This window comes from Rhizobium pantanalense (assembly GCF_030182525.1).
GTDB lineage: Bacteria > Pseudomonadota > Alphaproteobacteria > Rhizobiales > Rhizobiaceae > Rhizobium.
Genome location: NZ_JAQJCH010000001.1, coordinates 1222924 through 1246203 on the forward strand (window position 1 = coordinate 1222924; position 23280 = coordinate 1246203).

The following is a 23280-nucleotide window of genomic DNA, read 5'->3' on the forward strand; positions in this document are numbered from 1 at the left end:
TTCAGAAAGATGGGATGCATCCACATTTGATTCTTGCTCATAGGGGAAGTGCATTGCAGGTCGGCATCGACATGGGAACGGCGTCCGGCGGGACCAGCGCCCAGCTCGATATCGAGGAGCTGCTGGCGACGCGTCTCCTGGTGCAAGGTAATTCCGGCTCCGGAAAATCTCATCTTCTACGGCGGTTGCTGGAGCAATCGGCGCAATGGGTGCAGCAGGTCATCATCGATCCCGAAGGCGATTTTGTCACACTGGCCGACAAGTTCGGGCATGTCGTCGTCGATGGCGAGCGTACGGAAGCCGAACTTGCCGGCATCGCCAACCGCATCCGCCAGCACCGCGTCTCCTGCGTGCTGACGCTCGAGGGGCTCGATATCGAGCAGCAAATGCGCGCTGCAGCCGCCTTCCTGAATGGCATGTTCGATGCCGACCGCGAATTCTGGTATCCGGTGCTTGTGGTGGTCGACGAGGCGCAGATGTTTGCGCCCTCGGTCGGCGGCGACGTTTCGGAAGATGCGCGCAAGATGTCGCTCGGGGCCATGACCAATCTGATGTGCCGTGGCCGAAAGCGCGGCCTTGCCGGCGTCATCGCCACGCAGCGCCTGGCGAAGCTCGCCAAGAACGTTGCCGCAGAAGCCTCCAACTTCCTGATGGGCCGTACCTTCCTCGATATCGACATGGCCCGCGCGGCCGATCTGCTGGGCATGGATCGCAGGCAGGCGGAAATGTTCCGCGACCTGAAGCGCGGTAATTTCGTCGCCCTCGGGCCGGCACTTTCGCGCCGTCCGCTGCCGATCACCATCGGCGCGGTGGAAACCTCGGCGCGCTCCTCCAGCCCAAAGCTGATGCCGCTGCCGGATGCGCCGCAGGATGTCGAAGATCTGATCTTCACGCCGGATCCGGAAGAGTTCGCGCGGCCCGTTGTCCGCCGCACGACGCCGGCTCCCCGCCCAACGACCGATATTCTGGCCGAGCTTTCCCGCTCCGTGCCGGCAGCAAGCCCGGCACCGTCCGAGCCGAAGGTCAGTCAGTCTGAACTATCGAGTGAGGATCGGGAGGCGAGGGTGACTGCCGTGCTTTCCGAAATCCTCGATGATCCGGCTTCGGGCTTCCGAACGGATTCGGTGCTTTATCAGGAGTTTCTTGTACGCTTGCGCATGCGCCGCGTTCCCGGTGCCCCCATGAGCCTGTCGGAATTCCGCCGTCGCGTGGCGATCGTGCGATCCGGTGCGGACGAGGAGGTCATGGCGACGGATCAATGGGCAACGGCGCTTTCCCTGTCCGCTAGTGTCACCGACGATCTGCAGGGCGTATTCCTGATGCTCGCCAAGGCCGCGATCAGCGGCGAGCCGTGCCCGTCCGACGCCCGCATTGCCCGTGCCTATGGCACCCATTCGGCCAGACGCGCACGGCGACTATTGAGCTATTTCGAGGAACAGGGCAGCGTCGTCGTCCACACGGATTTCTCCGGCAAACGTATCGTCGCCTTCCCGGATATGGGTTCGCAGACCGCGCCCGGCGATGCCAATGCGCCGGATATCGAGGGTGGGGAGCAGGCGGCGGCGGAATAGCCGGAATTACGACACCCTTGATACGTATCCGGGGATACGCCTATATTTGTCTCTGCAGGAGATGAATTCATGGCCGCGCGTGACAGGATCCAGCGATATAGGGAAAGTGGTGGAGCATCCGACCTAGTGAGGGTGGAGGTTCTAGTTCCCGCAGCGTGCCGCAATGATATCCTGTCGCAAGCGGCGGAGATGCGTGCAGAACATCGACAAAGGAAAGAGCGTCTTCGAGAGAATGTCGAAGAAGCGCTTGACCGCTACGGCACCCGCCTTCTTGACAATATCGATCTGGATCGGCTGCCCGATTTGGCACAGAAGGCAAGGGTGATAGCCAGCGCCTTGATGGAGCGCGGCGATGCACACGCCTTTGCAATAGGGCGTCGCATGCTTGACGAGGTCGGGCGATAGGCGATGGCGCTGACCAAACTGCAAAAAGAGATTATGGCATCCATCGCGAAAAATCGCTCGGAAACCAGCTATGTTGCAGGTGGGCTTGTCCTTAATATGAATTGGAAGGAGTGGGGTGCAAGGCTTCATCCAGCAGACCTTGCCGTGAATAAGGTTCTCGCGGCATCAACCCGGACAAAGCCTCGGGATTTCGTCGATTTGTTAATGATCGACGAATCAGGATAATTGATGAAATTCGGCGCGAAGAGGGCTATCGGTTTCGACCGAGGATTATGATTCCGTGAGAGGTCTTCCAGTCGATCTTACCGCCAGCGTCATTCGCGACAGGCTTGTGGAGGTGCTGAATGGAGCGGAGCGCTATATTCGATCGGCGCCACCGGATATAGTCGGTCTGCTTGCAGTCAATCCCAGCGGCATCCCAATTCAGATATCGGCTTTGACCGACGATGGCGTGCAGTTTCGAAAGGCGACATCCGAGCCGGACCTAATGCCGTCGTTACCGGATGTGCCGGAGGATTGGCGCGGCCTCGGGAGTGCGGAATGAAACTGCGCTTCTCGCCGATCCTGCTGTTGACATTTTCATGACGACCCCTTACAGACCGCGCCAACGCCGGGCAGAAATGTCCGGTGTTTCATTTGACATGTCCCGTGGCTTCGTCCGTTCGCTAACGTGAGAAGCCTGTCAGAGCTCGAAAACGGAGTTCAGAGGAGGGCGTGTTTCCTTCGCGGTTCGGCAACGGGCCGCCATAACACTTGAAAGGAAATGCGATGAGCAAGCGCGAATCGTCCAAGTACAAAATTGACCGCCGTATGGGCGAAAACATCTGGGGCCGTCCGAAGTCCCCGGTTAACCGCCGCGAATACGGCCCGGGCCAGCACGGCCAGCGCCGCAAGGGCAAGCTCTCGGACTTCGGCGTGCAGCTGCGCGCCAAGCAGAAGCTGAAGGGCTACTACGGCGACCTGCGTGAAAAGCAGTTCCGCGCCACCTTCGACGAAGCCAACCGCCGCAAGGGCGACACCTCGGAAAACCTGATCGGCCTGCTCGAATCGCGTCTCGACGCGATCGTCTACCGCGCCAAGTTCGTTCCGACGGTCTTCGCCGCCCGTCAGTTCGTCAACCACGGCCACGTCACGGTCAACGGCGTTCGCGTCAACATCGGTTCGTACCGCTGCAAGGCTGGCGACGTTATCGAAGTTCGCGAAAAGTCCAAGCAGCTCGTAACCGTTCTGGAATCGGTTTCTCTCGCTGAGCGAGACGTTCCGGATTACATCGAAGTCGATCACAACAAGATGGTTGCGACCTTCGCTCGCGTTCCGGCTCTCGCCGACGTGCCGTACGCCGTCGTCATGGAACCGCATCTGGTCGTCGAATTCTATTCGCGTTAATAAGCGGATAACTTTCTTAATGAATGAAAAGCCGCTCGGTTCGAGCGGCTTTTTTGTCTTTGGAGCGCCTCATGACGGATTTGCAGGCCATTCTCGACGGCATTCATGCGGAGCTTTCGCCGCGCATCGGCGAGGGCAAGGTCGCCGATTACATTCCGGAGCTGGCAAAGGTCGACCCGAAGCAGTTCGGGATGGCAATCGCCACTGTCGACGGCGATGTCTACAGCATCGGCGACGCCGGCGTTCCTTTCTCTATCCAGAGTATTTCCAAGGTCTTCATGCTGACCCTGGCGCTGGGCAAAGTCGGCGAGAGCTTGTGGAATCGTGTCGGGCGTGAGCCATCCGGCACGGCCTTCAACTCCATCGTCCAGCTGGAGCGCGAAGAGGGCATTCCTCGTAATCCCTTCATCAATGCGGGCGCGATCGCCATCAGCGACGTCGTGCTGGCGGGGCACGAGCCGCGCGAGGCGATCGGCGAGCTGCTGCGCTTCGTGCGCTACGTAGCCGACGACGAGACGATCAGCATCGATGACAAGGTGGCCCGTTCGGAGACGCAAACAGGTTATAGAAATTTCGCGCTTGCCAATTTTATGCGCGCCTACGGCAATCTCCACCATCCGGTCGAGCATGTGCTCGGCGTCTATTTCCATCAATGCGCGCTGTCCATGAGCTGCCGGCAGCTTGCCAAGGCGGGGCTCTATCTCGCTGCACGCGGCAGCAATCCGATCGCCGGCCACTCCGTCGTCTCGCCGAAGCGGGCGCGGCGCATCAATGCGCTGATGCTGACCTGCGGCCATTATGACGGTTCGGGAGACTTCGCCTATCATGTCGGCCTGCCGGGCAAGAGCGGCGTCGGCGGCGGCATTCTGGCCGTGGCGCCGGGCATCGGCTCCATTGCCGTCTGGTCGCCGGGGCTGAACAAGGTCGGCAATTCGCAGCTCGGCGCTGTTGCGCTGGAAATGCTGGCGGCGCGCACTGGCTGGTCCGTATTCGGGGATTGATCCCCATGTCTTCTCGAGCCGCTTTCTGCTATCAGCGTGGCGAGATGCAAGGAATGATCGAATGAATATCGCGACGACTGTAAAGGAAGACATCGATATCGAGGTTGAGGATAGCGGTTCCGCCGCGCATCCGATGTTTTCCGATGCGCCGCGTTCGGTCTCCTTCAACAAGCTTCGCAAGCGCCTGTTGCGGCAGGTGCGCCAGGCCATGGAAGACTTCCAGATGCTGAAGGGCCAGAAGCGCTGGCTCGTCGGCCTTTCCGGCGGCAAGGATTCCTATGGGCTGCTTGCACTGCTGCTCGATCTGAAATGGCGCGGCCTGCTGCCGGTGGAGCTGGTCGCCTGCAATCTGGATCAGGGTCAGCCGAATTTCCCGAAGCATATTCTGCCCGAATATCTGACGAAGATCGGTGTCACGCATCGCATCGAATATCGCGACACCTATTCGATCGTGAAGGAAAAGGTGCCGGAGGGGGCAACCTATTGTTCGCTCTGTTCGCGCCTGCGTCGCGGCAATCTCTACCGCATCGCCCGCGAGGAGGGCTGCGATGCGCTTGTGCTCGGCCATCATCGCGAGGACATTCTCGAGACCTTTTTCATGAACTTCTTCCATGGCGGCCGGCTGGCTTCCATGCCGGCAAAGCTGCTCAACGACGAAGGCGACCTCATGCTGCTGCGCCCGCTCGCCTATGCCGCTGAGGACGACCTTGCCAAGTTTGCCGCCGCCATGCAGTTTCCGATCATCCCTTGCGATCTCTGCGGCTCGCAGGACGGATTGCAGCGTAATGCCATGAAGGACATGCTCGCCGATATCGAACGGCGCATGCCGGGCCGCAAGGACACGATGCTGCGCGCTCTGGCGCATGTGAACCCGTCGCACCTGCTCGATCCCAAGCTGTTCGATTTTGCGGGTTTGATGACGCAGGGCTCTTCGAGCGATCCGGCGTAAATTCAGGACTTTTGCCACACCGATGTCATCGAATCGGGCATAAGAGGAAGCCCTTTCAAAACAGAGGCTTCCTATGAATTTCTCCGATGCTGATTTCGACTATGTGATGACGATCGTTGCCGAAGCGGCGTCAAAGGAGATCATGCTGCGCTTCCGCAATCTGGATGCCGGCGATATATCGGAGAAAACCTCGGCTATCGATCTCGTGACCGAGGCCGATCTTCTGGCCGAGCGGCACATCACCGCGGCGCTGAAGGCACGGTTTCCAAGCGCTTTGATCGTCGGCGAAGAGGCCTATGAAGCCGACAAGTCCGTCGTGCCGGCGCTGGCGCATGCCGAATTGGCTTTTACCATCGATCCCGTGGACGGCACCTTCAATTTCGCGGCCGGACTGCCGGTCTTCGGAACGATTGTCGCCGTCATCGCCAATGGCGAGACGATCGGCAGCATTATCCACGATCCCGTATTGGGCGATACCGTGACTGCCATGAAGGGTGGCGGCACTTTCCTGCGCCGGCAAGCTGGGCAGGCGAGGCGGCTTTCCGTCGTCACACCTGCGCCCTTGAGTGCCATGACGGGCGCCATATCCTGGGGGCATATGGATGAGCCCGACCGGTCGCGGATCAACGCCAATCTATCGAAGACCCGCATGGCTTTCTCGTTCAATTGCTCGGCTTACGAATATTGGATGGTGGCGTCGGGTAAGTGGCATTTCATCGGCCATTCCAAATTGATGCCCTGGGATCATCTGGCCGGCGTGCTGGCGCATCAGGAGGCGGGCGGCTATACCGCCAAATTCGATGGCACGCCCTATAAGCCCGGCGAAACGACCGGCGGCATCATTTCTGCGCCTGACGAGGAAAGCTGGCGGATAATCCGCCGCGAGATCATCGGCGCCTGAAGCGAAAGGAAAAAGCATGACATCGCTCGTTGACGTTACCACGCTTGCTCATGTGCTGCGCCGCGCGGCGCAGACGGAGATCCTGCCGCGCTTTCGCAGGCTCGGCAGCGATGATATCCGCGCCAAGAGCGAGGCGACGGATCTGGTGACGGAAGCCGATGAGCGGGCTGAGCGCATGATCAAGGCAGAGGTTTCGCGGCTCTGGCCCGAAGCGCTGTTCATCGGCGAGGAATCGGTTGCGGCCGACCCGTCGCTACTGAAGAAGTTGCAGGATGCCGATCTCGCCATCATCGTCGATCCCGTCGATGGTACGTTCAATTTTGCCGCCGGCATTCCGGCCTTCGGCGTCATGGCCTCGGTCGTGTCGAAGGGCGAGACCGTTGCCGGCATCATTTTCGATCCAATGGGTGATGACTGGGTGCTGGCGGAGCGCGGCAGCGGCGCATGGCTGCGCCGTCCGGATGGCGAGACGCTGCGTCTCAACGTTGCTCCTTCCGTCCCGCTGGAAGAGCTGGTCGGCATGGCGGCCACCGGTTTTCTGCCCAAGGAAAAGCGCGCGGAGATCATGGGTAATCTCGCCAAGGTGCGCTACACGACCTGCTATCGCTGCGCGGCGCATGAATACCGCACGCTCGCGGGCGGCTATGTGCACTATCTCATGTACAACAAGCTGATGCCTTGGGATCATCTGGCGGGAGCGCTGATCTCGGCCGAATCCGGCGCCTATGTTCGCCGTTTCGACGGTTCGCCCTATTTGCCGCATCACCTCGATGGCGGGCTCCTTGTCGCGGTGGACAAGGATACATGGGAACGGCTGCGGCGCGAGGTGTTCACTCTCTAAGGCGAGCCACATGCGAGGATAGCCAGCAAGGCCCCTTGGAAAGTCACGGCCGCGGGGCTATCTTTGCTTCAACAGGCAAGAGCCTCGGTCGGTGCTTGCCGCGGGGATGAGACAGATGTCCGAGACGAGCCGCAAGCTGACCACCATCTTCTGCGCTGATGTGCAGGATTACACGCGCCTTATGGGGAAGGACGAGGAGGGGACGCTTTCCACTCTTCGCCGTTACCGCGATGCGATGAAACGACTGATCGAAGCCCATGGCGGCCGTGTCATCAACACCTGGGGCGATGGCGTCTTTGCCGAGTTTCCAAGCGTCGTCGAAGCCGTGCGCGCTGCAATCGACACGCAGAACGAGCTTGCAGGCTACAATGCGGTGACCGATCCCGACAAGCAGATGCTCTTTCGCATCGGCCTCAATCTCGGTGATGTGATCGCCGATGGCGACGATCTCTATGGTGACGGCGTCAATATTGCGGCCCGGCTGCAGTCGCGCGCTGCTCCGGGTGGCATCGTCATTTCCAACACGGTCTACGATCAGGTCCGCAATAAGGTGGCCGTCGGTTTCGATTTTCTCGGACAGCTCGAGGTCAAGAACATCGAAGGCGGCGTGCCAAGCTATGCAGTGCGGATCGGCGGCGTGCAGGTTGTCGACACCACATCCGATTGTCGGTCGGCCCCCGAACCAGCTCCCGTGCGGGCGCCCGAAGCCGCGATGCGGGAATCCGTGCCGCAGGACTGGCGGCGGAGTTATGGTGTTGCCCTAGTCGTGTGCATCGGCCTTGCCGTTCTTAATGGGTTGACCTGGGGTGGCGAATTTTGGGCGAAATGGCCCATACTCGCGATTTTATGGGTTAACGCGTATCGTTACGTCCGTAGCAATCCGCAGATCGATATGGCGATCGCGAGTCTTGTCATCACAGGTATCGGGATCGTTACCATTAACCTTTTCACCTGGCACGGAACACCATGGGCGATGTGGCCGCTCTTCGGGCTTGCGATCGCTGCGGCGGTACGCTGGGTCAGTCGGCCGCGCAGCGGCGTCTAGAGCAATTCCAGGAAAAGTGCGCAGCGGTTTTCCGTCGGAAATCGCGTGAAAACAAAGAGATAGAGCGATTCAGAGATTCCGTGAAAAACTGAACCGCTCTCTAAGGAAGGGATGCGCGTCGTTCAGACGTGCCCCATGCCCGGCTCCAGCGCCGGCGTATCGCCGGGATGGGTGAAGAGCTTCCCGCGTTCCGCCCACAGCGTTGCGACGATCGACAGCGCGCCAAATACCGTGAAGCCGGCAAGCAGCGGCTGTGCCGTCCCGTCGAACATCTGGCCGACAATGCCGCCGAGCAGGACACCGACCGTCGTGGAGATCGAGCTGGTGATGGCCGCTGCCGTGCCCGCCAGATGTCCCATTGGCTCGAGGCTGATTGCCATGCAATTGGTGGTGATCACTGCAAACATCATCAGCATCACCGAGATCAGCACATAAATGAAGGTGAAGCTCGGTTGGCCGAACATGCCGACGATGTAGCCGATGGCGCCCAAAGCGGTGAAAACGATCATGGCGGCATGGGAAATGCGGCGCATGCCGAAGCTGCGCACGAAATAGCCATTGGCGAACTGCGCGACGGCGGTGCCAGCTGCCGTTGCCGCGAAGGCGATCGGGAAGGTTTCCCCGAGGCCGTAGACCTCGCCGAAGACTTGCTGCACAGAAACGATGTAGGCGCAGATGATGCCGGTGTAGAGCGTCAGACCGATCATGTAGCCGCAGGTGATGCGATTGGTCAGCACGGTCTTGAAACCGGACAGTACGGAAGCGACCGAGAGCGGCAGGCGCTCTTCGACGGGCAGCGTTTCCTTCATGCGAAAGAAGGCAACCAGGAAAAGGCCGGCGCTGACGATACCGAGCAGAATGAAAATCCACTGCCAGTTCGAATAGGCGACGATCATCTGACCGACGAAGGGCGCAACCATCGGCATGATCATGAAGACGATCATGATATAGGACATCACGCGGGCCATTTCGCGACCGCCGAAGCAGTCGCGGACGATGGCGAGCGTGGTGATGCGCACGGCCGCGGCGCCGACGCCCTGCGCAAAACGCATCGCCAGCAGGGCAAACAGGCTGCCGCTCCAGGCTGCGGCAAACAAGGTCACCGTATAGAAGGCCAGACCGCCGAGCAGGATGTACCGCCGGCCATAGGTGTCCGACAGGCTGCCGAAGAAAAGCTGACAGATGCCGAAACCGAGGAAATAGACGCCGATAACGAGCTGGGTGTCGTTCGGATTGGCAACATGAAGCGACTGGCCGATATTCGGTAGCGCCGGCAGCATGCTGTCGATGCCCATCGAAATGCTGGCCGTCATCAGGGCAATCGTGAGGATGAATTCCACGATGCCCAGGCCGATGCGGCTGGAGCCGGACTGTGCAGGCTGCTGGGATTGAGGCGGGGTCGTCATTCGAATATGCCTGTCAATGTAAAGCGAGAGACTGGTCGGCCGGAGGCGGCGCGTTGTGTGGGCGGAACAGCTTTCCCTTTTCGGCAATCAGCACGAAGACGACGCCGATGAGGGAAACGGTGAAATAGCCGATGACCATCGGTGTCGCCGTGCCGTTATAGAACTGCCCGATGCAAGCGCCGATCGATGCGCCGCCGACCGTGCTCATGAAGCCGAGTACGGAGGATGCCGTGCCGGCGACATGGCCGAGGGGTTCCATTGCGAGAGAGTTGAAGTTGGAACCGATCCAGCCGAATTGAAACATGGCCAGTGCGAAAAAGACCATGAACAGCGGGAATGGCATCGGCGCAGGCCCGTAGAGCTGCACCAGCAGCCAACAGAAGGTGATGGCGACAAAGCCGAGCAGGGCCGTGTGCGACAGCCGGCGCATGCCGAACCGGCCTACGAACTGGGAGTTGACGAAAGACGACAGAGCCATGAACGCCGCTACGCCGCCGAATGCCAGCGGCGTATAGACGCCAAGGCCGTAGATGTTGTTGTAGATCTGCTGGGCGGAATTGATGAAGCCGAACAGCGCCCCGAACAGGAAAGTGCTCGCCAAGGTGTAACAGAGTGCTACTCGGTCTGTCAGAACGATCTTGAAGCCGGCGGCAACCGATCTGACGGTTAGGGGGCGGATATTTTCAGGCTTAAGCGTCTCCGGAAGCCGGAAATACATCCAGAGGCCGACCAGTGTTGCCATGGCGCCGATGAAGACGAAGATCATGTGCCAGGTGCTGACCAGCAGGATGATCTGGCCGCTTCCCGGCGCGATGACCGGAACGATCATGAAAACCATCATGATGAGCGACATCACCTCGGCCATCAGGCGGCCGCCGAAGACGTCGCGGACGATGGAGACGGTGATGACGCGGGTTGCCGCCGAGCCGAGGCCCTGAATGAAGCGGAGCGCCAGCAGACCGGCGAAGGACGGGATGAGGGCAATGCCGAATGCCGAAATCACGTAGATGGTGATGCCGATCAAGAGTGGCATGCGGCGGCCGAAGCGATCCGACAGGGGCCCATAGATAAGCTGGGCCGAGCCGAAGCCGATCAGATATGCTGTTACGACATATTGCCGATGGTTTTCGTTCATCACGCCGAGGCTGGAACCGATCTGCTGCAGCGCGGGAAGCATGATGTCGATTGCGAGTGAGTTAATCGCCATCAGGAAGGCCGCGAGTGCGATGAACTCACGTTTGCCCATGGGCAGTTGCCCATGGGACATGGCCTGGGATGAAGTCGTCACGGTTTTATTCCCATAAACATATCAAGGGCGCTGCCCGGCGGCAGCGCCTTATCGATCAAATTGAACTATGGAAACCGGACGGGGAGCCCGGTGCCCGGTCAGGCGGCGCCGCGAACGCTGATGCCGTGTTCCTGAAGGTGTTGCTGCAATTCGCCCGCCTGGAACATTTCGCGCACGATGTCACAGCCGCCGATGAATTCGCCCTTTACGTAAAGCTGCGGAATGGTCGGCCAGTTGGAATAGTCCTTGATGCCCTGACGGATTTCAGCGTCGGCCAAGACATTGATGCCCTTATAATCGACGCCGATATAGTCGAGAATCTGGACCACCTGGCCGGAGAAACCACACTGTGGGAACTGGGGAGTGCCTTTCATGAAGAGAACGACGTCGTTGTTCTTAACTTCGTTGGCGATGAATTCCTGAATGCCGCTCATTGTCCAGTTCCTTTCACATGCGGGGTCAAGGCCCGCAGCGTTACATCTGTCCCTTAAATAGCAAGCGCCCGGCTTGATTTCCAGCGGCAAAACGTAGGTGCCGTCTTTTTCATCGCATGAATGGATTTCCGGCATCAGTCGTTAACAGGAACGTTCAAAACGTGTCGATTGACTGCCTTTTCTGAACAGTGCGTTTTGAAATCGCCTCTTCAACTCCGGGTCTGAACAACACACATCAATTTGAAATAAAAGGGACGATGAATATTAGTATGCTACCTAATTTACAAACCAACGGTATGTTTGTTAGAGTTTGCCGATTGATGCGATTTGGCGCGTATCGGTCCCTGTCGGCATTGCATTCGCATATTTCTTGAGGGAGCGGACTCCATGAGCCACCATCACTATTCCGAAGGGCAAGTTGGTGAAGAGCGGGAATTTTATAGCTCTGAAGATACGAGCGAAGGCGAGCGGGAATATTACGAGCATGTGCGCACACCACGAGCATCGATTCTGAACAGTACCGTGACCGTCAGTGCTATCGTGCTCATTCTGAGCATCGCTTTCGGTTATCGGGCCTCCACCGCAACGACGCCGCAATCGACCACGCCGCCGGCCGCCGAGAAAATCATAACTGCGCCGTCGCCGGACTCCTGTGCCGATATCTCGCCATATCCGCGCCGGGAATGCTGATATGTCGGAATTCGGATTTTACCCTCGGCACAGCAAACGAGCCGGCGGGGGGCTTGTGCGCCCGTCATGCGGTTGACGCGATTATAAACGTTTGACGCTATGTTTTTGTTTTTGGACGATTTGTTGCGGTCTGCCATGAAAAAGCCAGCAGGCCATGGTCTAGGCTGATTTTCAGATTTCATCAGTGCTACTGGCGCCCCGGGGACAGACTACAATATGAATTCTATCAACAAGAGGGTGGTTCTCCACTTCCCTGGCTTCGAGCCGCTGGATGCTGCCGCACATCGGGCTCGTTATGAGCGCTCCGCCCGGCAGAGCGCCGCCACCTGGGATTTTTCCGCGTCGGTCGGAGAGTTGAAGAATTTTGGCAGGGCATCGTATTTCGATGTCACGGCAACGGCTGCGGATTGGCATACCCAAAGCCGCATTCATATCGTCGATCATAACGATCTGGTTGCCGTCCTGAGCGGCAGGCCGTTCTTCACGCGGCTCATCCAGGGCTATCTCGCTGCTGCAATGGTTGCCATTTCCGGCGGTATGGCCGGCTATTTCCGTCATGCGTGGCGCTTCGGCCTGTTCTTCATCTTTCCCTTTCTGCTGATGCTCGTGGGACTGATTCTCAGCCTGTCGATCGCGTTTACGCCGATCCTGTTCGGACTGCCGGCCTGGAGCCATATCGGCAGTATCGCGCTTGCGGTCGCCTTCTTCGTTTATGTCTTCCTGCCGCAGGCCGAGAAGCTGCATACTCTGCATCTCTTCTCCGACTGGGAAATGGCAGTCGCGATGGCGGGGTTGAACGGAATAGGCGCGGAACAATGGCTGGAAGCGAGCGCCGTCAGCGTCCGGCAAGCCTTGGATGAGCCAGACGTGGAAGAATTCGTCATCTCCTCGCATAGCATGGGCTCGTCCGTGGCCGCTCACGTGGTCGGTCTGTTGCTCGAGCGCGAGCCGGACCTGCTACAGGGCAAACGCGTGGTGTTTACGACCCTTGGCAGTGCCATCCTGCAATGTGCTCTCATGCGACCGGCAAAGGTGCTGCGCTCACGTGTGGGATTGATCGCTCGCTGCAAGAACATCTTCTGGCTCGACGTTCACTGTCTGACCGATGCAATCCATTTTTATAAGACCAAAGTCGCCGCTGTTTGCGGGCATGAGGATGCCCCACAGGCTTCGATCCTGTTCATCCGCTTCAAGCAGATGCTCTCGGAGAAGCATTACAAGAAGATCAAGCGCGATTTCCTTCGGGTTCACCGGCAATATGTGCTCGGTCCCGATCTCAGGGCCTTTTTCGATTTCACGCTGATGACTGCCGGTCCGTTGCCGGCTGCGGATTTCGCTGAATTCTCGGTGAAGAGATTGCCGGAGCTGAGCTTCAACTCCGGCGAAGCGGCGCAGGCGCTCTCAGTCGGGCGCTGACGTCTGCAGCGCAAGGGCGTGCAGCACGCCGCCCATATTGCCCTTCAGGGCATCATAGACCATCTGGTGCTGCTGCACGCGACTCTTGCCGCGGAAGGCTTCCGCGACAACTTCGGCGGCATAGTGATCGCCATCCCCGGCCAGGTCGCGAATCGTCACCTTGGCGCCGGGAATGCCGGCCTTGATCATGTCTTCGATATCGCCGGGGTTCATGGGCATGAGTGGTACCTCGATTTATTCCGCGGCAGCGAGCGCGCTGCCGTCCATGAAAGCAGGAAACCACGATTCATGCGCCTCGCGCAACTGTTCAACCGGAAGCGTTAACAGGCCATCGACGACGAGTGCGTCACCGCCAACCGTACCAAGGCGGCGGAAGGGTACGCCGGCGCTTTCCGCGTTGATGCAGACGAAATCGGCGACATCGGCCGGAACAGCGATGACGTAGCGGGCCTGATCTTCCCCGAAAAGTGCTGCATGCGGCGGCGTCCGGCCTTCGCTGAGATCGATACGCAAGCCCTTGCCGGATGCCATCGCCATTTCTGCCAGAGCGAGTGCGAGACCGCCTGAGGAAATGTCGTGGCAGGCCGTGACCTGGCCATTGCGGATGGCGGAGCGGACGAAATCGCCATTGCGGCGTTCGGCGAAGAGATCGACTTCCGGAGCAGGGCCATCCGTCGAGCCGATGATATCGCGAAGATAGATCGACGAGCCGAGATGACTGCCGTCGAGGCCGATCATCAGCACGCGGTCGCCTTCGGAGGCGGAGCCGATGCGCGCCATCGCCTTCCAGTCCGGAAGGAGACCGACGCCGGCAATGGTCGGGGTCGGCAGGATCGCGACGCCATTGGTTTCGTTGTAGAGCGAGACATTGCCGGAGACGATCGGGAAATCCAGCGCGCGGCAGGCTTCGCCGATGCCTTTGATGGCGCCGACGAACTGGCCCATGATTTCAGGCTTTTCCGGATTGCCGAAGTTCAGGTTGTCGGTCGCGGCCAGCGGCTCGGCGCCGGTTGCCGTAATGTTGCGCCAGCATTCGGCGACGGCCTGCTTGCCGCCTTCGAAGGGGTCGGCTTCGACATAGCGCGGTGTAACGTCGGACGAGAAAGCGAGAGCCTTGGTTGGATGGCCTTCGACGCGGACGACGCCGGCGTCGCCGCCGGGAAGCTGCAAAGAATTACCCTGGATCAGCGTATCGTACTGCTCGTAGACCCAGCGACGGCTGGACTGGTTGGCAGAGCCAACGAGTTTCATGAGAGCCTGACCGTAGTCTTCCGGCGCGGCAACGAGGTCGGCCGGTAGGGCGGCGCGCTTGTCTGACTCGCGCCACGGCCGATCATATTCCGGAGCCTGGTCGCCGAGATCCTTGATCGGCAGGTTGGCGACTTCCTCGCCCTGATGGATGACGCGGAAGCGCAGGTCGTCCGTCGTCTTGCCGACGATGGCGAAATCCAGACCCCATTTGACGAAGATCGCCTTGGCGACGGCTTCTTTCTCCGGCTGGAGCACCATGAGCATACGCTCCTGGCTTTCCGACAGCATCATTTCATAAGCCGTCATCCGCTCTTCGCGCACCGGCACCTTGTCGAGATCGAGCTCGATGCCAAGGTCGCCCTTGGCGCCCATTTCGACGGCGGAGCAGGTGAGACCGGCGGCACCCATGTCCTGAATGGCGATGACGGCACCCGTCTGCATCAGCTCCAGGCAGGCTTCCAGCAGGCACTTTTCGGTGAAAGGGTCGCCGACCTGAACGGTCGGACGCTTTTCCTCGATCGATTCGTCGAATTCAGCCGACGCCATGGTCGCGCCGCCGACGCCATCGCGACCGGTCTTGGCGCCGAGATAGACGACCGGCAAGCCAACGCCCTTGGCTTCTGACAGGAAGATGGCATTTGACTTGGCGAGGCCCGCCGCGAAGGCATTGACCAGGATATTGCCGTTGTAGCGCGCATCGAATTCGACTTCGCCGCCCACTGTGGGAACGCCGAAGGAATTGCCGTAGCCGCCGACGCCGGCCACGACGCCGGACACCAGATGGCGGGTCTTTGGATGATCCGGCTCGCCGAAACGCAGGGCGTTCATGGCAGCGACCGGGCGGGCGCCCATGGTGAAGACGTCACGCAGAATGCCGCCGACGCCGGTCGCAGCACCCTGATAGGGTTCGATATAGGAGGGGTGGTTATGGCTCTCCATCTTGAAGACGACGCAGTCGCCATCATCGATGTCGACCACGCCGGCATTCTCGCCCGGACCCTGGATGACGCGCGGTCCCTTGGTCGGCAGGGTGCGGAGCCACTTCTTGGAGGATTTGTACGAGCAGTGCTCGTTCCACATGGCGGAGAAAATGCCAAGCTCGGTGAAGGAAGGCTCGCGGCCGATCAGATCCAGAATGCGCTGATATTCATCCGGCTTGAGGCCGTGGGCAGCAATCAGTTCGGGGGTGATCTGGATCGAATTGGAAATGGTCATGGGCGCTCGAGTGTCCTTGCCTGTAAAGGATTGGAAGACCGGTCAGGGATCGGGGTCTCTTTAGCGCAAGTCTCCCTGTCGTGCGATAGGAAAATCACCGGCGTTCACAACACGCCGGCATTGATGCTGGAGAAATCACGCGTGCGGCCATCGCCGGCCGTTGTGCGAGATCAGAATTTGTAGCCGACCATGACGCCTGCACGCGTCATGCCGCCATTGGGGCCATCACAGAGATTGGCATGCGACGAATGCGCGATCTGCGCCATCACGTTCCAATGGCTGTCGAAATTATAGCCGAGGCCGGCATATTCGTGGAAGAGCAGACGGCAGCCGAGCATCGGGCCATGCTCTCGCCAGTCGTCCAGGTTGCCCGTATGCACCGTGCCGCCGAAGCCGAGTTCGGTGAAGATGCCGTTGCTATGCGTCAGCGTCCAGGAAAGGCCACCATAGACCTGCGTCGCGGAGCCTGACGTGCCGATCGATGTGCCTACGTGGATACGCGGATGCGTCAGCTGATCCTTCCAATCCGCTGTCGGATTATAGCCGAACGGATTGAAAAGTACCTGAACATCCGGGAAGACACCGCTTTCATGCTCGTTGCCGCTCTGGATGGAGCCGCTCGCGCCGAAACGCAGTTCGTCGAAAATCTTGACTGGAGCGGCGGGAGTAGCCGCCACCGTATCTGCAGCGGTTGCGGCCGATTGACCTGCAATAAATACCGAACTGATTACCAGAAAACTCGAAACCAAACGCTTGCTGAAAAAGCTTGCAATAGCCATGCACTCCCCCTGGTGTGGCGGGCGAATCCTCATTCTTCATTGATAGAATGGTAGCGTGCTAAGAGTCGAGACGGCGAAATCGCATTTGCGCAAGATGTACGTCGATAAATTGATAAGGCTTGCTTAAATGTGACTATCGTATCCCGACGAGCCGTTTTCCAGCAACCTGCGTAATGTCATGAAGCCGGCCGCAACATCTTCTCGCTGTGGGGGCGACGAAAAGGCGACTCGGACCCTGTGGAAAACCCGTTCGATTCGCGCCGCCTTGAACTCGTCTTCGTCATCGATCAACACCCCCTCGGTCAGGGCGGCGTTCTTGAATGTGCCAGACAGCCAGGGTTCGGGCAGCTTCAGCCACAGGAATGGCAGATGCGGATGCGAATTGAACTCAAAGCCCGCCAATGCCTCGCGCGCCAGCTGCTCGCGTGCCTTGATTTCCTCGACCGCTTTGCGACGCAATTCCAATGCGTGACCGCCAAGGACGAGCCGCGCGCAGGTTTCGGCCAGGATGAAGGGCAGGCCGCCAGTTGTCATCTTATGGGTGACTTTGATGCGTTGGGCGAAATGCGGCGGGCAGGCGACCCAGCCGCCGCGCACGCCAGCGGTCACCGATTTCGAAAGGCTGCTGACGACAAAAGTTCGCTCCGGCGCAATGGTGGCCATAAGCGGATTCTGGTCGCCGGTCATGCCGCCATAGAGATCGTCCTCGATAAGCCAGACGCTATGTCGGCGCGCAATGGCGGCAATCGCCCGGCGTCTGGATTCCGGCATTGTCACCAGAGTGGGATTATGGGCCGTCGGCATCAGGAAGGCGAGGCGCGGATGCTGCTGCTGGCACAGCCGCTCGAAATCCTCGGGGATCATGCCGTGCTCGTCCGAATCCACCAGGATCGTGCGGCGTCCAAGCAGGCGCGCAGCGCGGCTGATCTGCGTATAGGTCAGGTTCTCGAAGACGATCTTGTCGCCCGGCGAGGTGACGGCGGAAATCACGGCAATGGCGCCGGCATGGGCGCCGAGCGTCGGCACGATCGTCTCGATTGCCGGCTGCCAGCCGTTGCGGGCAAGCCAGATCTGTCCTGCCTCAAACCAGCTCGCCGGGAAGTTCCTTGAATAGGAAGAGATCTCCGTCTGGTGCTCACTGCTGATGTCGGCGAAGAGCTTGCCGATGATCACGCCCTGGCCGATGTCGGGAGCGGCGGTCGTATCGAAGCGGATCTTGGCATCCGGCGTATTCAGGCCGCGGGTGCCGGCAAGCGCCTGGGTGATCGGATCCACGAGTTCGATCTGCTTGCCGTTCGAACGTTCCAGAACATAGGTACCGCGACCGACTTCGCCGGCGACCAGACCGCGTTCATGCACGAGGGCATAGGCCCGGCTGACCGTGCCGATGGTCACGCCGATATCATAGGCGAGATTGCGCTGCGGCGGCAGCTTGGTGCCAGGCGGCAAGACGCCATGGGTAATCGCGTGTTCGATGGCGTCGGCGACGCGGATATAGACCGGGCCGGTTCCGCTAGAAATGTCAGGAAGCCAATTTGTCATAATGACAATTTCCTAGATTGTCCCCGTCATCGAGTCAAGAGTATGAGTCAATTTGCATCGTTTGGCTCGATGCATCAAAATTGTCACCATCATGTGGAAATGAAGATGAGTACAATGACTACAATCCGTTCGACCGAAGCGGGAGACCCCTGCGCGGCGGGCGTGGGAATTAGAGCGGCGCAGCCAAGGCCGCATATGTTGCGCCGGCTCTGGGCGTCCTATCGGGATTGGCTGGAGAAGCGCGAGGGACGGCGTGTTCTAAGAGATCTGACCGATGATCAGTTACACGACATCGGCCTGACGCGTCGCGAGGCGGCAAAGGAAGTCAGTAAGTCATTCTTCTGGGATTGAGTAGGCTGAGCCAATATGGGCATCAAGCTGTCTGGCGTCTAACTGAGGCCCAGAACGGAATGAACAAAATCGGCCCGCTCCTCGACGCCGATTTTCGGCAGGATATGGACTTCATAGCCGAGCGCGGGATAGGCGGCAGTCAGCCGGTCATACTCCGCAACCGCTGCCGTAAAATCGTGCCTTCTTTCGCGGTCGCCGACATAGATTTCCGGCCATGGCGGCGTCAGGAAGACATGTCGGTTGTAGCGGTGCAATTGGCCGAGCGAAGCCAGGGCCGGTTCGCCCGTCAAATGTTCGAGCGCCGATGCGGCATCGATCAAACCTCTGTCGAAAAAGACCAAGCCGGATAATTGCGCCGCTTCCTCGCGGTCAGTCAGCGACATGGCGATCGCTCGACGGGCAAATGCCGGCGCATCGACCCATGGTAGGGCCGAACCGTCACCTTGCAGCTCCTCAATGACGATGCGGCGGCCCGGCTCCTCGACGATGTAGTGACCATGTCGTTTGAGCGCCTCCAGCAACGTCGATTTGCCGCCGCCGGAGCAGCCCGAAAGAATGATAAATCTGTCCATGACAATGATCCCTGATTATGAGGGCACGTCATGCGTTGGCTGCGAGGTTTCCGCATGAAGCGGAAAGCCTCAGGTCATCAGCCTAGCTGCAAGCCTTCGAGCCGGCAGCCCAACGGTTGACGTCGCCTGTGATGCGGCCGCCGGAGGCGCCTGCCATCATCGGACCGAAGGCCTGCAATTGCGCGGGATTGCCTTCCGCCTGAACGACGAGCGAAGGCCGGCCGGTCGGATGTCTCTTGTCGACCACGAGGATGCGCGGACGGCCGGTGAAGGAGTTAAGCTCAGGAGCAAGCTGATAGCTAGCGAAAGCCGGATCCGAAGACTTGAACCAGCAGGCATTGGCATTGAGCATGATGCGCTCCATCGTCGACAGGGCGCTGTGATCGGTCGCGATGATGCTCGGTGGACGCGGGCCACAAGAGGTGACCAACAGACCAAGCATCGCGATGGCAGCGGCGGAATAAAGTCCTGTCAGGAGGCGAGGGCGCATCAATCTCTTTCCAATGAGGCGATTAGGCTGGTCTGCTAAAGTGTACCGGGTCGGTTTGCGGCGCCCTGCTTTTCTATGCAAAGACGCCGATTTTATGGTTCCGATAGTGGGATGGCCGTTATCAGGCTGCGACCACGCCAAGCGCGGAGGCGAAGAGGCCACGGCCATCGCTGCCACCATGGGCAGCTTCGATCAGATTTTCCGGATGCGGCATCATGCCGAGCACGTTGCCCTTGGCGTTCATCACGCCGGCAATGTCGTTGACGGAGCCATTCGGATTGGTGCCTTCAGCATAGCGGAAAACCACCTGGCCGTTGTCCTCGATCGCCTTCAGCGTTTCGGCATCGGCGAAATAATTGCCGTCGTGATGTGCGACGGGGCTGCGGATGACCTGGCCCTTGGCATAGGCGGCCGTGAATTCGGTCTCGGCATTGACGACTTCCAGCTTCACTTCGCGGCAGACGAACTTCAGCGAAGCGTTGCGCATCAGCGCGCCCGGCAGCATGCCGGCTTCCAGAAGGATCTGGAAACCGTTGCAAACGCCCAAAACCTTGACGCCCTTGTCGGCCCTGTCCTTGATCGCTTGCATGATCGGCATGCGGGCCGCGATCGCGCCGCAGCGCAGATAATCGCCGTAGGAAAAGCCGCCGGGAATGACGATCAGGTCGACATCCGGAATCTCGGTCTCCGTCTGCCAGACCGTTACGGGCGCATGGCCGGAAATCTTGGTCAGAGCCGCGATCATGTCGCGATCGCGATTGAGGCCGGGGAGTTGGACGACTGCTGATTTCATGATGCTGTTCCCGCAATAGGCAAAGGGATAATCGCTGGAAGTGCTTCGTGAGCCATACTCCATTGCCTCAGACAAAGGAAGAATGGCTCGCGAAAGAGGACAATCAGTCGATCGAAATGCTGAAGTTCTCGATGACCGTATTGGCGAGAAGCTTTTCGCACATGGCCTTGAGATCGGCTTCCGCCTTGTTCTTGTCAGTGCCTTCAAGCTCGAGATCGAAGACTTTGCCCTGGCGGACCTGATGGACGCCGTCAAAGCCGAGTGCGCCGAGCGCGCCTTCGATTGCCTTGCCCTGCGGATCGAGAACGCCGTTCTTCAGCGTGACGGTTACACGAGCCTTGATCACGATTGTCCTTTCTGAACTTACTTGACGAGAACCGGGCCCGTGCCGCGCACGGGTTCGTTTTCATTGATGATGCCGAGGCGGCGAGCCACTTCGGAATAGGCTTCGAGCAGACCACCCATGTCGCGACGGAAGCGGTCCTTGTCCATCTTTTCCCGGGTTTCGATGTCCCAGAGACGGCAAGAGTCCGGCGAGATTTCGTCGGCGAGGATGATGCGCATCATGTCGCCTTCGAAAAGGCGGCCGCATTCGATCTTGAAATCGACGAGCTGGATGCCGACGCCGAGGAAAAGACCGGTCATGAAGTCGTTGACGCGGATGGCGAGCGCCATGATGTCATCCAGCTCGGCCGGATTGGCCCAGCCGAAAGCCGTGATGTGCTCTTCGGAAACCATCGGGTCTTCGAGCGCGTCGGATTTGTAATAGAACTCGATGATCGAGCGCGGCAGAACCACGCCTTCCTCGATGCCGAGACGCTTGGCGAGGGAGCCGGCGGCAACGTTGCGCACGACGATCTCGAGCGGAATCATCTCCACTTCCTTGATCAGCTGCTCGCGCATGTTGAGGCGGCGGATGAAATGGGTGGGAATGCCGATCTTGTTCAGATGGCTGAAGATATACTCGCAGATGCGATTGTTCAGAACGCCCTTGCCATCGATGACTTCGTGCTTCTTCTTGTTGAAGGCGGTGGCGTCGTCCTTGAAGAACTGGATCAGCGTGCCCGGCTCAGGCCCCTCGTAAAGGATCTTGGCCTTGCCCTCGTAAATACGGCGGCGACGGTTCATTGGTATTGTTCTCTGTCTTTGGCGCTCATGGGACAGCGCAAGTGGATCGTATGTGGGCGTCCCCATAACGGATAAGAAGCGAATTCACAATCCGCCTGCGCCTCCTTCCTCGGAATTCCGGCCTTGGCGGGGTGCCAACGCAAGATTCGGGGTCCAGTCATGGCCTGTTTTACAGGCTTTTATCTGACGATGGAATGAAGGTGCCAGGTACTTCACAGGCTAGTGAGGCGAGGCATGCCTCTATCCATCATCGTTTATGAATAATACTACGGCTTCAGCTGGCTGAGAAACTTCGAAAAGACCATGGTGCCCTCCGGCCAGGGCCCATGACCGGATTCGGTATTGATATGGCCGGATTCGCCGGCATCGATCAGCAGCGAGCCCCAGCTGTTGGCAATATCATCCGCATGTTCGTAACTGCCGAAGGGATCATTGCGGCTTGCGATCGTGATCGACGGAAATGGCAGGGGGTCGCGCGGATAGGGGCCGAACGTCATCAGATGTTTCGGCCGGATGGCCGGATTGGCGACATCGGGCGGTGCGACGAAGAAGGCGCCAGCGACCTTGTTGCGGAAATGCGGGATCGCATGGATCACCGAGGGAACGCCGAGCGAATGCGCGACCAAGATGACGGGCTTGTCCGAGGCATTCACTTCTTCCGCAATGCGGGCCACCCAATCGTCGCGCACGGGCTTCGACCATTCCGCCTGCTCCACGCGCCGTGCGGTCGAGAGCTTCTGTTCCCAGCGCGTCTGCCAGTGGTCGGGGCCGGAATTCGTGTAGCCGGGAATGATGAGGATGTTTGCGTCGGAGGCTTTCATGATTTCGCCGATGTGGAAAAGGTGAGCCCAACTGTCAAGGGAAAAGGCGACAATTGCGGCAAAATTTGCTAGGATTGCGGCTGCCGGTAGCGAATGACGATGTCGGCGCCCCGTTTGCCGCCATCTCAAACCGCCAGCCGAGCACCACGGTTGAGGAGGAGAGCATTATGACGGCCTTTCACGTCATGGCTGGAGCAGGCCACACTTTTACGCGTCCCGCCATCCGTAAGATCGGTATCGCCGATCTCGTCGACGCCCTGAGGATGGGGCTGGACGATTTCAGCGAAAAGCCATCGCATTATGTTTTTCTGTGCCTGATGTATCCGATTGCCGGCATTGCGCTGGCGATCTGGAGTACCGACCAGAATCTGCTGCCATTGCTGTTTCCGCTGATGTCTGGTTTTGCCCTGCTCGGGCCGCTGGCCGCAATCGGCCTCTACGAGATCAGCAGGCGGCGGGAAAAGGAGCTGGATACGTCATGGAGCCATGCGTTCGACGTGCGCTTCTCGCCGGCCCTGCCGTCGATCATTGTTGCCGGCCTCATGCTGTTCGGTCTGTTCATTGTCTGGCTCTTCGTGGCGCAGAGCATCTACTTCATCTATTTCGGCGACGGTGTTCCTCCGACGCTTTCATCCTTCGTGTCGAGCGTGCTGACGACGCGCGAGGGTATGGCGATGATGCTTTGGGGCAATCTGATCGGCTTCCTCTTTGCTCTCGTCGCGCTGGCGACAACGGTCGTTACGTTCCAGCTGCTGCTGGATCGCGACGTCGGTGTCGTTGCCGCGGTCGATGCGAGCATCCGGGCGACGCTGACCAATCCGGTACCGATCGCGGTCTGGGGCTTGATCGTGACAGCGCTGCTCGTCATCGGCACTATTCCGATCTTTGCCGGACTGGCGGTCGTCATGCCTGTTCTCGGTCACGCATCCTGGCATCTCTATCGCAAGCTGATTGTGACCGGGAACTAGACGAGGCCGGCATAGGCTGAAGCCTTCATCATTGGAA

The 23280-nt window shown here is 59.4% G+C and carries 27 protein-coding genes; 14 read left to right on the forward strand and 13 right to left on the reverse strand.

Features of this window, described 5'->3' with window-relative positions; genetic code table 11:
* Positions 1–53 precede the first annotated feature (53 nt).
* The 10 genes from PH558_RS05775 (at position 54) to PH558_RS05820 (ending at position 8099) form a co-directional block, all read left to right on the forward strand.
* On the forward strand, positions 54–1571 hold the full coding sequence (locus PH558_RS05775; protein WP_285202747.1) for a helicase HerA domain-containing protein: 1518 nt from the start codon (positions 54–56) through the stop codon (positions 1569–1571).
* Between the two features lie 69 nt (positions 1572–1640).
* On the forward strand, positions 1641–1976 hold the full coding sequence (locus PH558_RS05780; protein WP_095435019.1) for a hypothetical protein: 336 nt from the start codon (positions 1641–1643) through the stop codon (positions 1974–1976).
* Between the two features lie 3 nt (positions 1977–1979).
* Positions 1980–2201 (forward strand): hypothetical protein, encoded by a 222-nt coding sequence (locus tag PH558_RS05785; protein WP_285202648.1) that lies wholly within the window; start codon positions 1980–1982, stop codon positions 2199–2201.
* 55 nt (positions 2202–2256) lie between these two features.
* Entirely contained in the window at positions 2257–2520 is a 264-nt protein-coding gene (locus tag PH558_RS05790; RefSeq protein WP_244575203.1) for a hypothetical protein, read from the forward strand.
* 224 nt (positions 2521–2744) lie between these two features.
* Positions 2745–3362, forward strand: a complete 618-nt coding sequence (gene rpsD, locus PH558_RS05795) for a 30S ribosomal protein S4 (protein WP_092716378.1) — start codon at positions 2745–2747, stop codon at positions 3360–3362.
* 71 nt (positions 3363–3433) lie between these two features.
* A complete protein-coding gene (locus PH558_RS05800; protein ID WP_095435017.1) occupies positions 3434–4363 on the forward strand; it encodes a glutaminase in 930 nt (309 codons plus the stop codon).
* Between the two features lie 61 nt (positions 4364–4424).
* The gene (gene ttcA / locus PH558_RS05805; RefSeq protein ID WP_113410278.1) at positions 4425–5312 is read left to right on the forward strand and encodes a tRNA 2-thiocytidine(32) synthetase TtcA; all 888 of its coding nucleotides are present in this window, start codon (positions 4425–4427) and stop codon (positions 5310–5312) included.
* 73 nt (positions 5313–5385) lie between these two features.
* Positions 5386–6213 (forward strand): inositol monophosphatase family protein, encoded by an 828-nt coding sequence (locus tag PH558_RS05810; protein ID WP_285202649.1) that lies wholly within the window; start codon positions 5386–5388, stop codon positions 6211–6213.
* A gap of 16 nt (positions 6214–6229) precedes the next feature.
* Positions 6230–7054, forward strand: a complete 825-nt coding sequence (locus PH558_RS05815) for an inositol monophosphatase family protein (protein WP_095435014.1) — start codon at positions 6230–6232, stop codon at positions 7052–7054.
* Between the two features lie 115 nt (positions 7055–7169).
* Positions 7170–8099 (forward strand): adenylate/guanylate cyclase domain-containing protein, encoded by a 930-nt coding sequence (locus PH558_RS05820; protein ID WP_285202651.1) that lies wholly within the window; start codon positions 7170–7172, stop codon positions 8097–8099.
* Positions 8100–8221: 122 nt separating this feature from the next.
* On the opposite strand, the gene PH558_RS05825 is transcribed toward PH558_RS05820, so the two are convergent.
* The 3 genes from PH558_RS05825 to grxD form a co-directional block, all read right to left on the reverse strand.
* On the reverse strand, positions 8222–9505 hold the full coding sequence (locus PH558_RS05825) for a multidrug effflux MFS transporter (RefSeq protein ID WP_113229759.1): 1284 nt from the start codon (positions 9503–9505) through the stop codon (positions 8222–8224).
* Between the two features lie 13 nt (positions 9506–9518).
* Positions 9519–10751: a multidrug effflux MFS transporter gene (locus PH558_RS05830; protein ID WP_095435011.1), complete on the reverse strand. Its 1233-nt coding sequence runs from the start codon at positions 10749–10751 to the stop codon at positions 9519–9521.
* Between the two features lie 140 nt (positions 10752–10891).
* On the reverse strand, positions 10892–11227 hold the full coding sequence (gene grxD / locus PH558_RS05835) for a Grx4 family monothiol glutaredoxin (RefSeq protein ID WP_047633128.1): 336 nt from the start codon (positions 11225–11227) through the stop codon (positions 10892–10894).
* A gap of 387 nt (positions 11228–11614) precedes the next feature.
* On the opposite strand from grxD, the gene PH558_RS05840 reads away from it, so the two are divergent.
* Together PH558_RS05840 and PH558_RS05845 are read left to right on the forward strand one after the other, a co-directional pair.
* Positions 11615–11917: a hypothetical protein gene (locus tag PH558_RS05840; protein ID WP_095435010.1), complete on the forward strand. Its 303-nt coding sequence runs from the start codon at positions 11615–11617 to the stop codon at positions 11915–11917.
* 216 nt (positions 11918–12133) lie between these two features.
* Positions 12134–13333, forward strand: a complete 1200-nt coding sequence (locus PH558_RS05845; RefSeq protein WP_285202654.1) for a hypothetical protein — start codon at positions 12134–12136, stop codon at positions 13331–13333.
* Here PH558_RS05845 and PH558_RS05850 read toward each other — a convergent pair.
* The 4 genes from PH558_RS05850 to PH558_RS05865 form a co-directional block, all read right to left on the reverse strand.
* Positions 13319–13552 carry a BolA family protein gene (locus PH558_RS05850; RefSeq protein WP_004108912.1) on the reverse strand — a complete coding sequence of 78 codons (234 nt, stop codon included), beginning with the start codon at positions 13550–13552 and terminating at the stop codon, positions 13319–13321. The genes PH558_RS05845 and PH558_RS05850 overlap by 15 nt on opposite strands.
* Positions 13553–13567: 15 nt before the next feature.
* Positions 13568–15799, reverse strand: a complete 2232-nt coding sequence (gene purL / locus PH558_RS05855; RefSeq protein WP_285202656.1) for a phosphoribosylformylglycinamidine synthase subunit PurL — start codon at positions 15797–15799, stop codon at positions 13568–13570.
* 170 nt (positions 15800–15969) lie between these two features.
* Positions 15970–16578: an acyloxyacyl hydrolase gene (locus PH558_RS05860; RefSeq protein ID WP_244575202.1), complete on the reverse strand. Its 609-nt coding sequence runs from the start codon at positions 16576–16578 to the stop codon at positions 15970–15972.
* 123 nt (positions 16579–16701) lie between these two features.
* Positions 16702–18120, reverse strand: coding sequence for an aminotransferase-like domain-containing protein (locus PH558_RS05865; protein ID WP_095435007.1), 1419 nt, complete (start codon positions 18118–18120; stop codon positions 16702–16704).
* Positions 18121–18225: 105 nt separating this feature from the next.
* Here PH558_RS05865 and PH558_RS05870 point away from each other — a divergent pair, with 105 nt between their 5' ends.
* The gene (locus PH558_RS05870; protein WP_285202657.1) at positions 18226–18471 is read left to right on the forward strand and encodes a DUF1127 domain-containing protein; all 246 of its coding nucleotides are present in this window, start codon (positions 18226–18228) and stop codon (positions 18469–18471) included.
* 38 nt (positions 18472–18509) lie between these two features.
* Here the strand turns inward: PH558_RS05870 and PH558_RS05875 are convergent, their stop codons facing one another.
* The 6 genes from PH558_RS05875 to PH558_RS05900 form a co-directional block, all read right to left on the reverse strand.
* Positions 18510–19043, reverse strand: coding sequence for an AAA family ATPase (locus PH558_RS05875; RefSeq protein ID WP_285202658.1), 534 nt, complete (start codon positions 19041–19043; stop codon positions 18510–18512).
* A gap of 82 nt (positions 19044–19125) precedes the next feature.
* Positions 19126–19533 (reverse strand): hypothetical protein, encoded by a 408-nt coding sequence (locus PH558_RS05880; protein WP_095435004.1) that lies wholly within the window; start codon positions 19531–19533, stop codon positions 19126–19128.
* Between the two features lie 121 nt (positions 19534–19654).
* A complete protein-coding gene (gene purQ / locus PH558_RS05885; protein ID WP_285202659.1) occupies positions 19655–20326 on the reverse strand; it encodes a phosphoribosylformylglycinamidine synthase subunit PurQ in 672 nt (223 codons plus the stop codon).
* A 103-nt stretch (positions 20327–20429) separates the two neighbouring features.
* On the reverse strand, positions 20430–20672 hold the full coding sequence (gene purS, locus PH558_RS05890; protein ID WP_069613006.1) for a phosphoribosylformylglycinamidine synthase subunit PurS: 243 nt from the start codon (positions 20670–20672) through the stop codon (positions 20430–20432).
* Positions 20673–20689: 17 nt separating this feature from the next.
* Positions 20690–21454 (reverse strand): phosphoribosylaminoimidazolesuccinocarboxamide synthase, encoded by a 765-nt coding sequence (gene purC, locus PH558_RS05895; protein WP_069613005.1) that lies wholly within the window; start codon positions 21452–21454, stop codon positions 20690–20692.
* A gap of 266 nt (positions 21455–21720) precedes the next feature.
* Entirely contained in the window at positions 21721–22275 is a 555-nt protein-coding gene (locus tag PH558_RS05900; protein WP_095435002.1) for an RBBP9/YdeN family alpha/beta hydrolase, read from the reverse strand.
* A gap of 167 nt (positions 22276–22442) precedes the next feature.
* On the opposite strand from PH558_RS05900, the gene PH558_RS05905 reads away from it, so the two are divergent.
* Positions 22443–23243, forward strand: a complete 801-nt coding sequence (locus PH558_RS05905) for a DUF2189 domain-containing protein (protein ID WP_285202661.1) — start codon at positions 22443–22445, stop codon at positions 23241–23243.
* The last annotated feature ends 37 nt before the right edge of the window (positions 23244–23280 follow it).

Bases quoted from the DNA above. Each gene is read 5' to 3' on its own strand.
- PH558_RS05780 (WP_095435019.1), top strand. From the start codon at position 1,641: ATGGCCGCGCGTGACAGGATCCAGCGATATAGGGAAAGTGGTGGAGCA.
- PH558_RS05785 (WP_285202648.1), top strand. From the start codon at position 1,980: ATGGCGCTGACCAAACTGCAAAAAGAGATTATGGCATCCATCGCGAAA.
- PH558_RS05830 (WP_095435011.1), bottom strand. From the start codon at position 10,751: ATGGGCAAACGTGAGTTCATCGCACTCGCGGCCTTCCTGATGGCGATT.
- PH558_RS05860 (WP_244575202.1), bottom strand. From the start codon at position 16,578: ATGGCTATTGCAAGCTTTTTCAGCAAGCGTTTGGTTTCGAGTTTTCTG.
- PH558_RS05870 (WP_285202657.1), top strand. From the start codon at position 18,226: ATGAGTACAATGACTACAATCCGTTCGACCGAAGCGGGAGACCCCTGC.
- PH558_RS05880 (WP_095435004.1), bottom strand. From the start codon at position 19,533: ATGCGCCCTCGCCTCCTGACAGGACTTTATTCCGCCGCTGCCATCGCG.
- PH558_RS05810 (WP_285202649.1), top strand. From the start codon at position 5,386: ATGAATTTCTCCGATGCTGATTTCGACTATGTGATGACGATCGTTGCC.
- PH558_RS05820 (WP_285202651.1), top strand. From the start codon at position 7,170: ATGTCCGAGACGAGCCGCAAGCTGACCACCATCTTCTGCGCTGATGTG.
- grxD (WP_047633128.1), bottom strand. From the start codon at position 11,227: ATGAGCGGCATTCAGGAATTCATCGCCAACGAAGTTAAGAACAACGAC.
- PH558_RS05825 (WP_113229759.1), bottom strand. From the start codon at position 9,505: ATGACGACCCCGCCTCAATCCCAGCAGCCTGCACAGTCCGGCTCCAGC.
- PH558_RS05850 (WP_004108912.1), bottom strand. From the start codon at position 13,552: ATGCCCATGAACCCCGGCGATATCGAAGACATGATCAAGGCCGGCATT.
- PH558_RS05815 (WP_095435014.1), top strand. From the start codon at position 6,230: ATGACATCGCTCGTTGACGTTACCACGCTTGCTCATGTGCTGCGCCGC.
- ttcA (WP_113410278.1), top strand. From the start codon at position 4,425: ATGAATATCGCGACGACTGTAAAGGAAGACATCGATATCGAGGTTGAG.
- PH558_RS05840 (WP_095435010.1), top strand. From the start codon at position 11,615: ATGAGCCACCATCACTATTCCGAAGGGCAAGTTGGTGAAGAGCGGGAA.
- PH558_RS05865 (WP_095435007.1), bottom strand. From the start codon at position 18,120: ATGACAAATTGGCTTCCTGACATTTCTAGCGGAACCGGCCCGGTCTAT.
- PH558_RS05800 (WP_095435017.1), top strand. From the start codon at position 3,434: ATGACGGATTTGCAGGCCATTCTCGACGGCATTCATGCGGAGCTTTCG.
- purL (WP_285202656.1), bottom strand. From the start codon at position 15,799: ATGACCATTTCCAATTCGATCCAGATCACCCCCGAACTGATTGCTGCC.
- purQ (WP_285202659.1), bottom strand. From the start codon at position 20,326: ATGAAATCAGCAGTCGTCCAACTCCCCGGCCTCAATCGCGATCGCGAC.
- purC (WP_069613005.1), bottom strand. From the start codon at position 21,454: ATGAACCGTCGCCGCCGTATTTACGAGGGCAAGGCCAAGATCCTTTAC.
- PH558_RS05900 (WP_095435002.1), bottom strand. From the start codon at position 22,275: ATGAAAGCCTCCGACGCAAACATCCTCATCATTCCCGGCTACACGAAT.
- PH558_RS05845 (WP_285202654.1), top strand. From the start codon at position 12,134: ATGAATTCTATCAACAAGAGGGTGGTTCTCCACTTCCCTGGCTTCGAG.
- PH558_RS05875 (WP_285202658.1), bottom strand. From the start codon at position 19,043: ATGGACAGATTTATCATTCTTTCGGGCTGCTCCGGCGGCGGCAAATCG.
- PH558_RS05905 (WP_285202661.1), top strand. From the start codon at position 22,443: ATGACGGCCTTTCACGTCATGGCTGGAGCAGGCCACACTTTTACGCGT.
- rpsD (WP_092716378.1), top strand. From the start codon at position 2,745: ATGAGCAAGCGCGAATCGTCCAAGTACAAAATTGACCGCCGTATGGGC.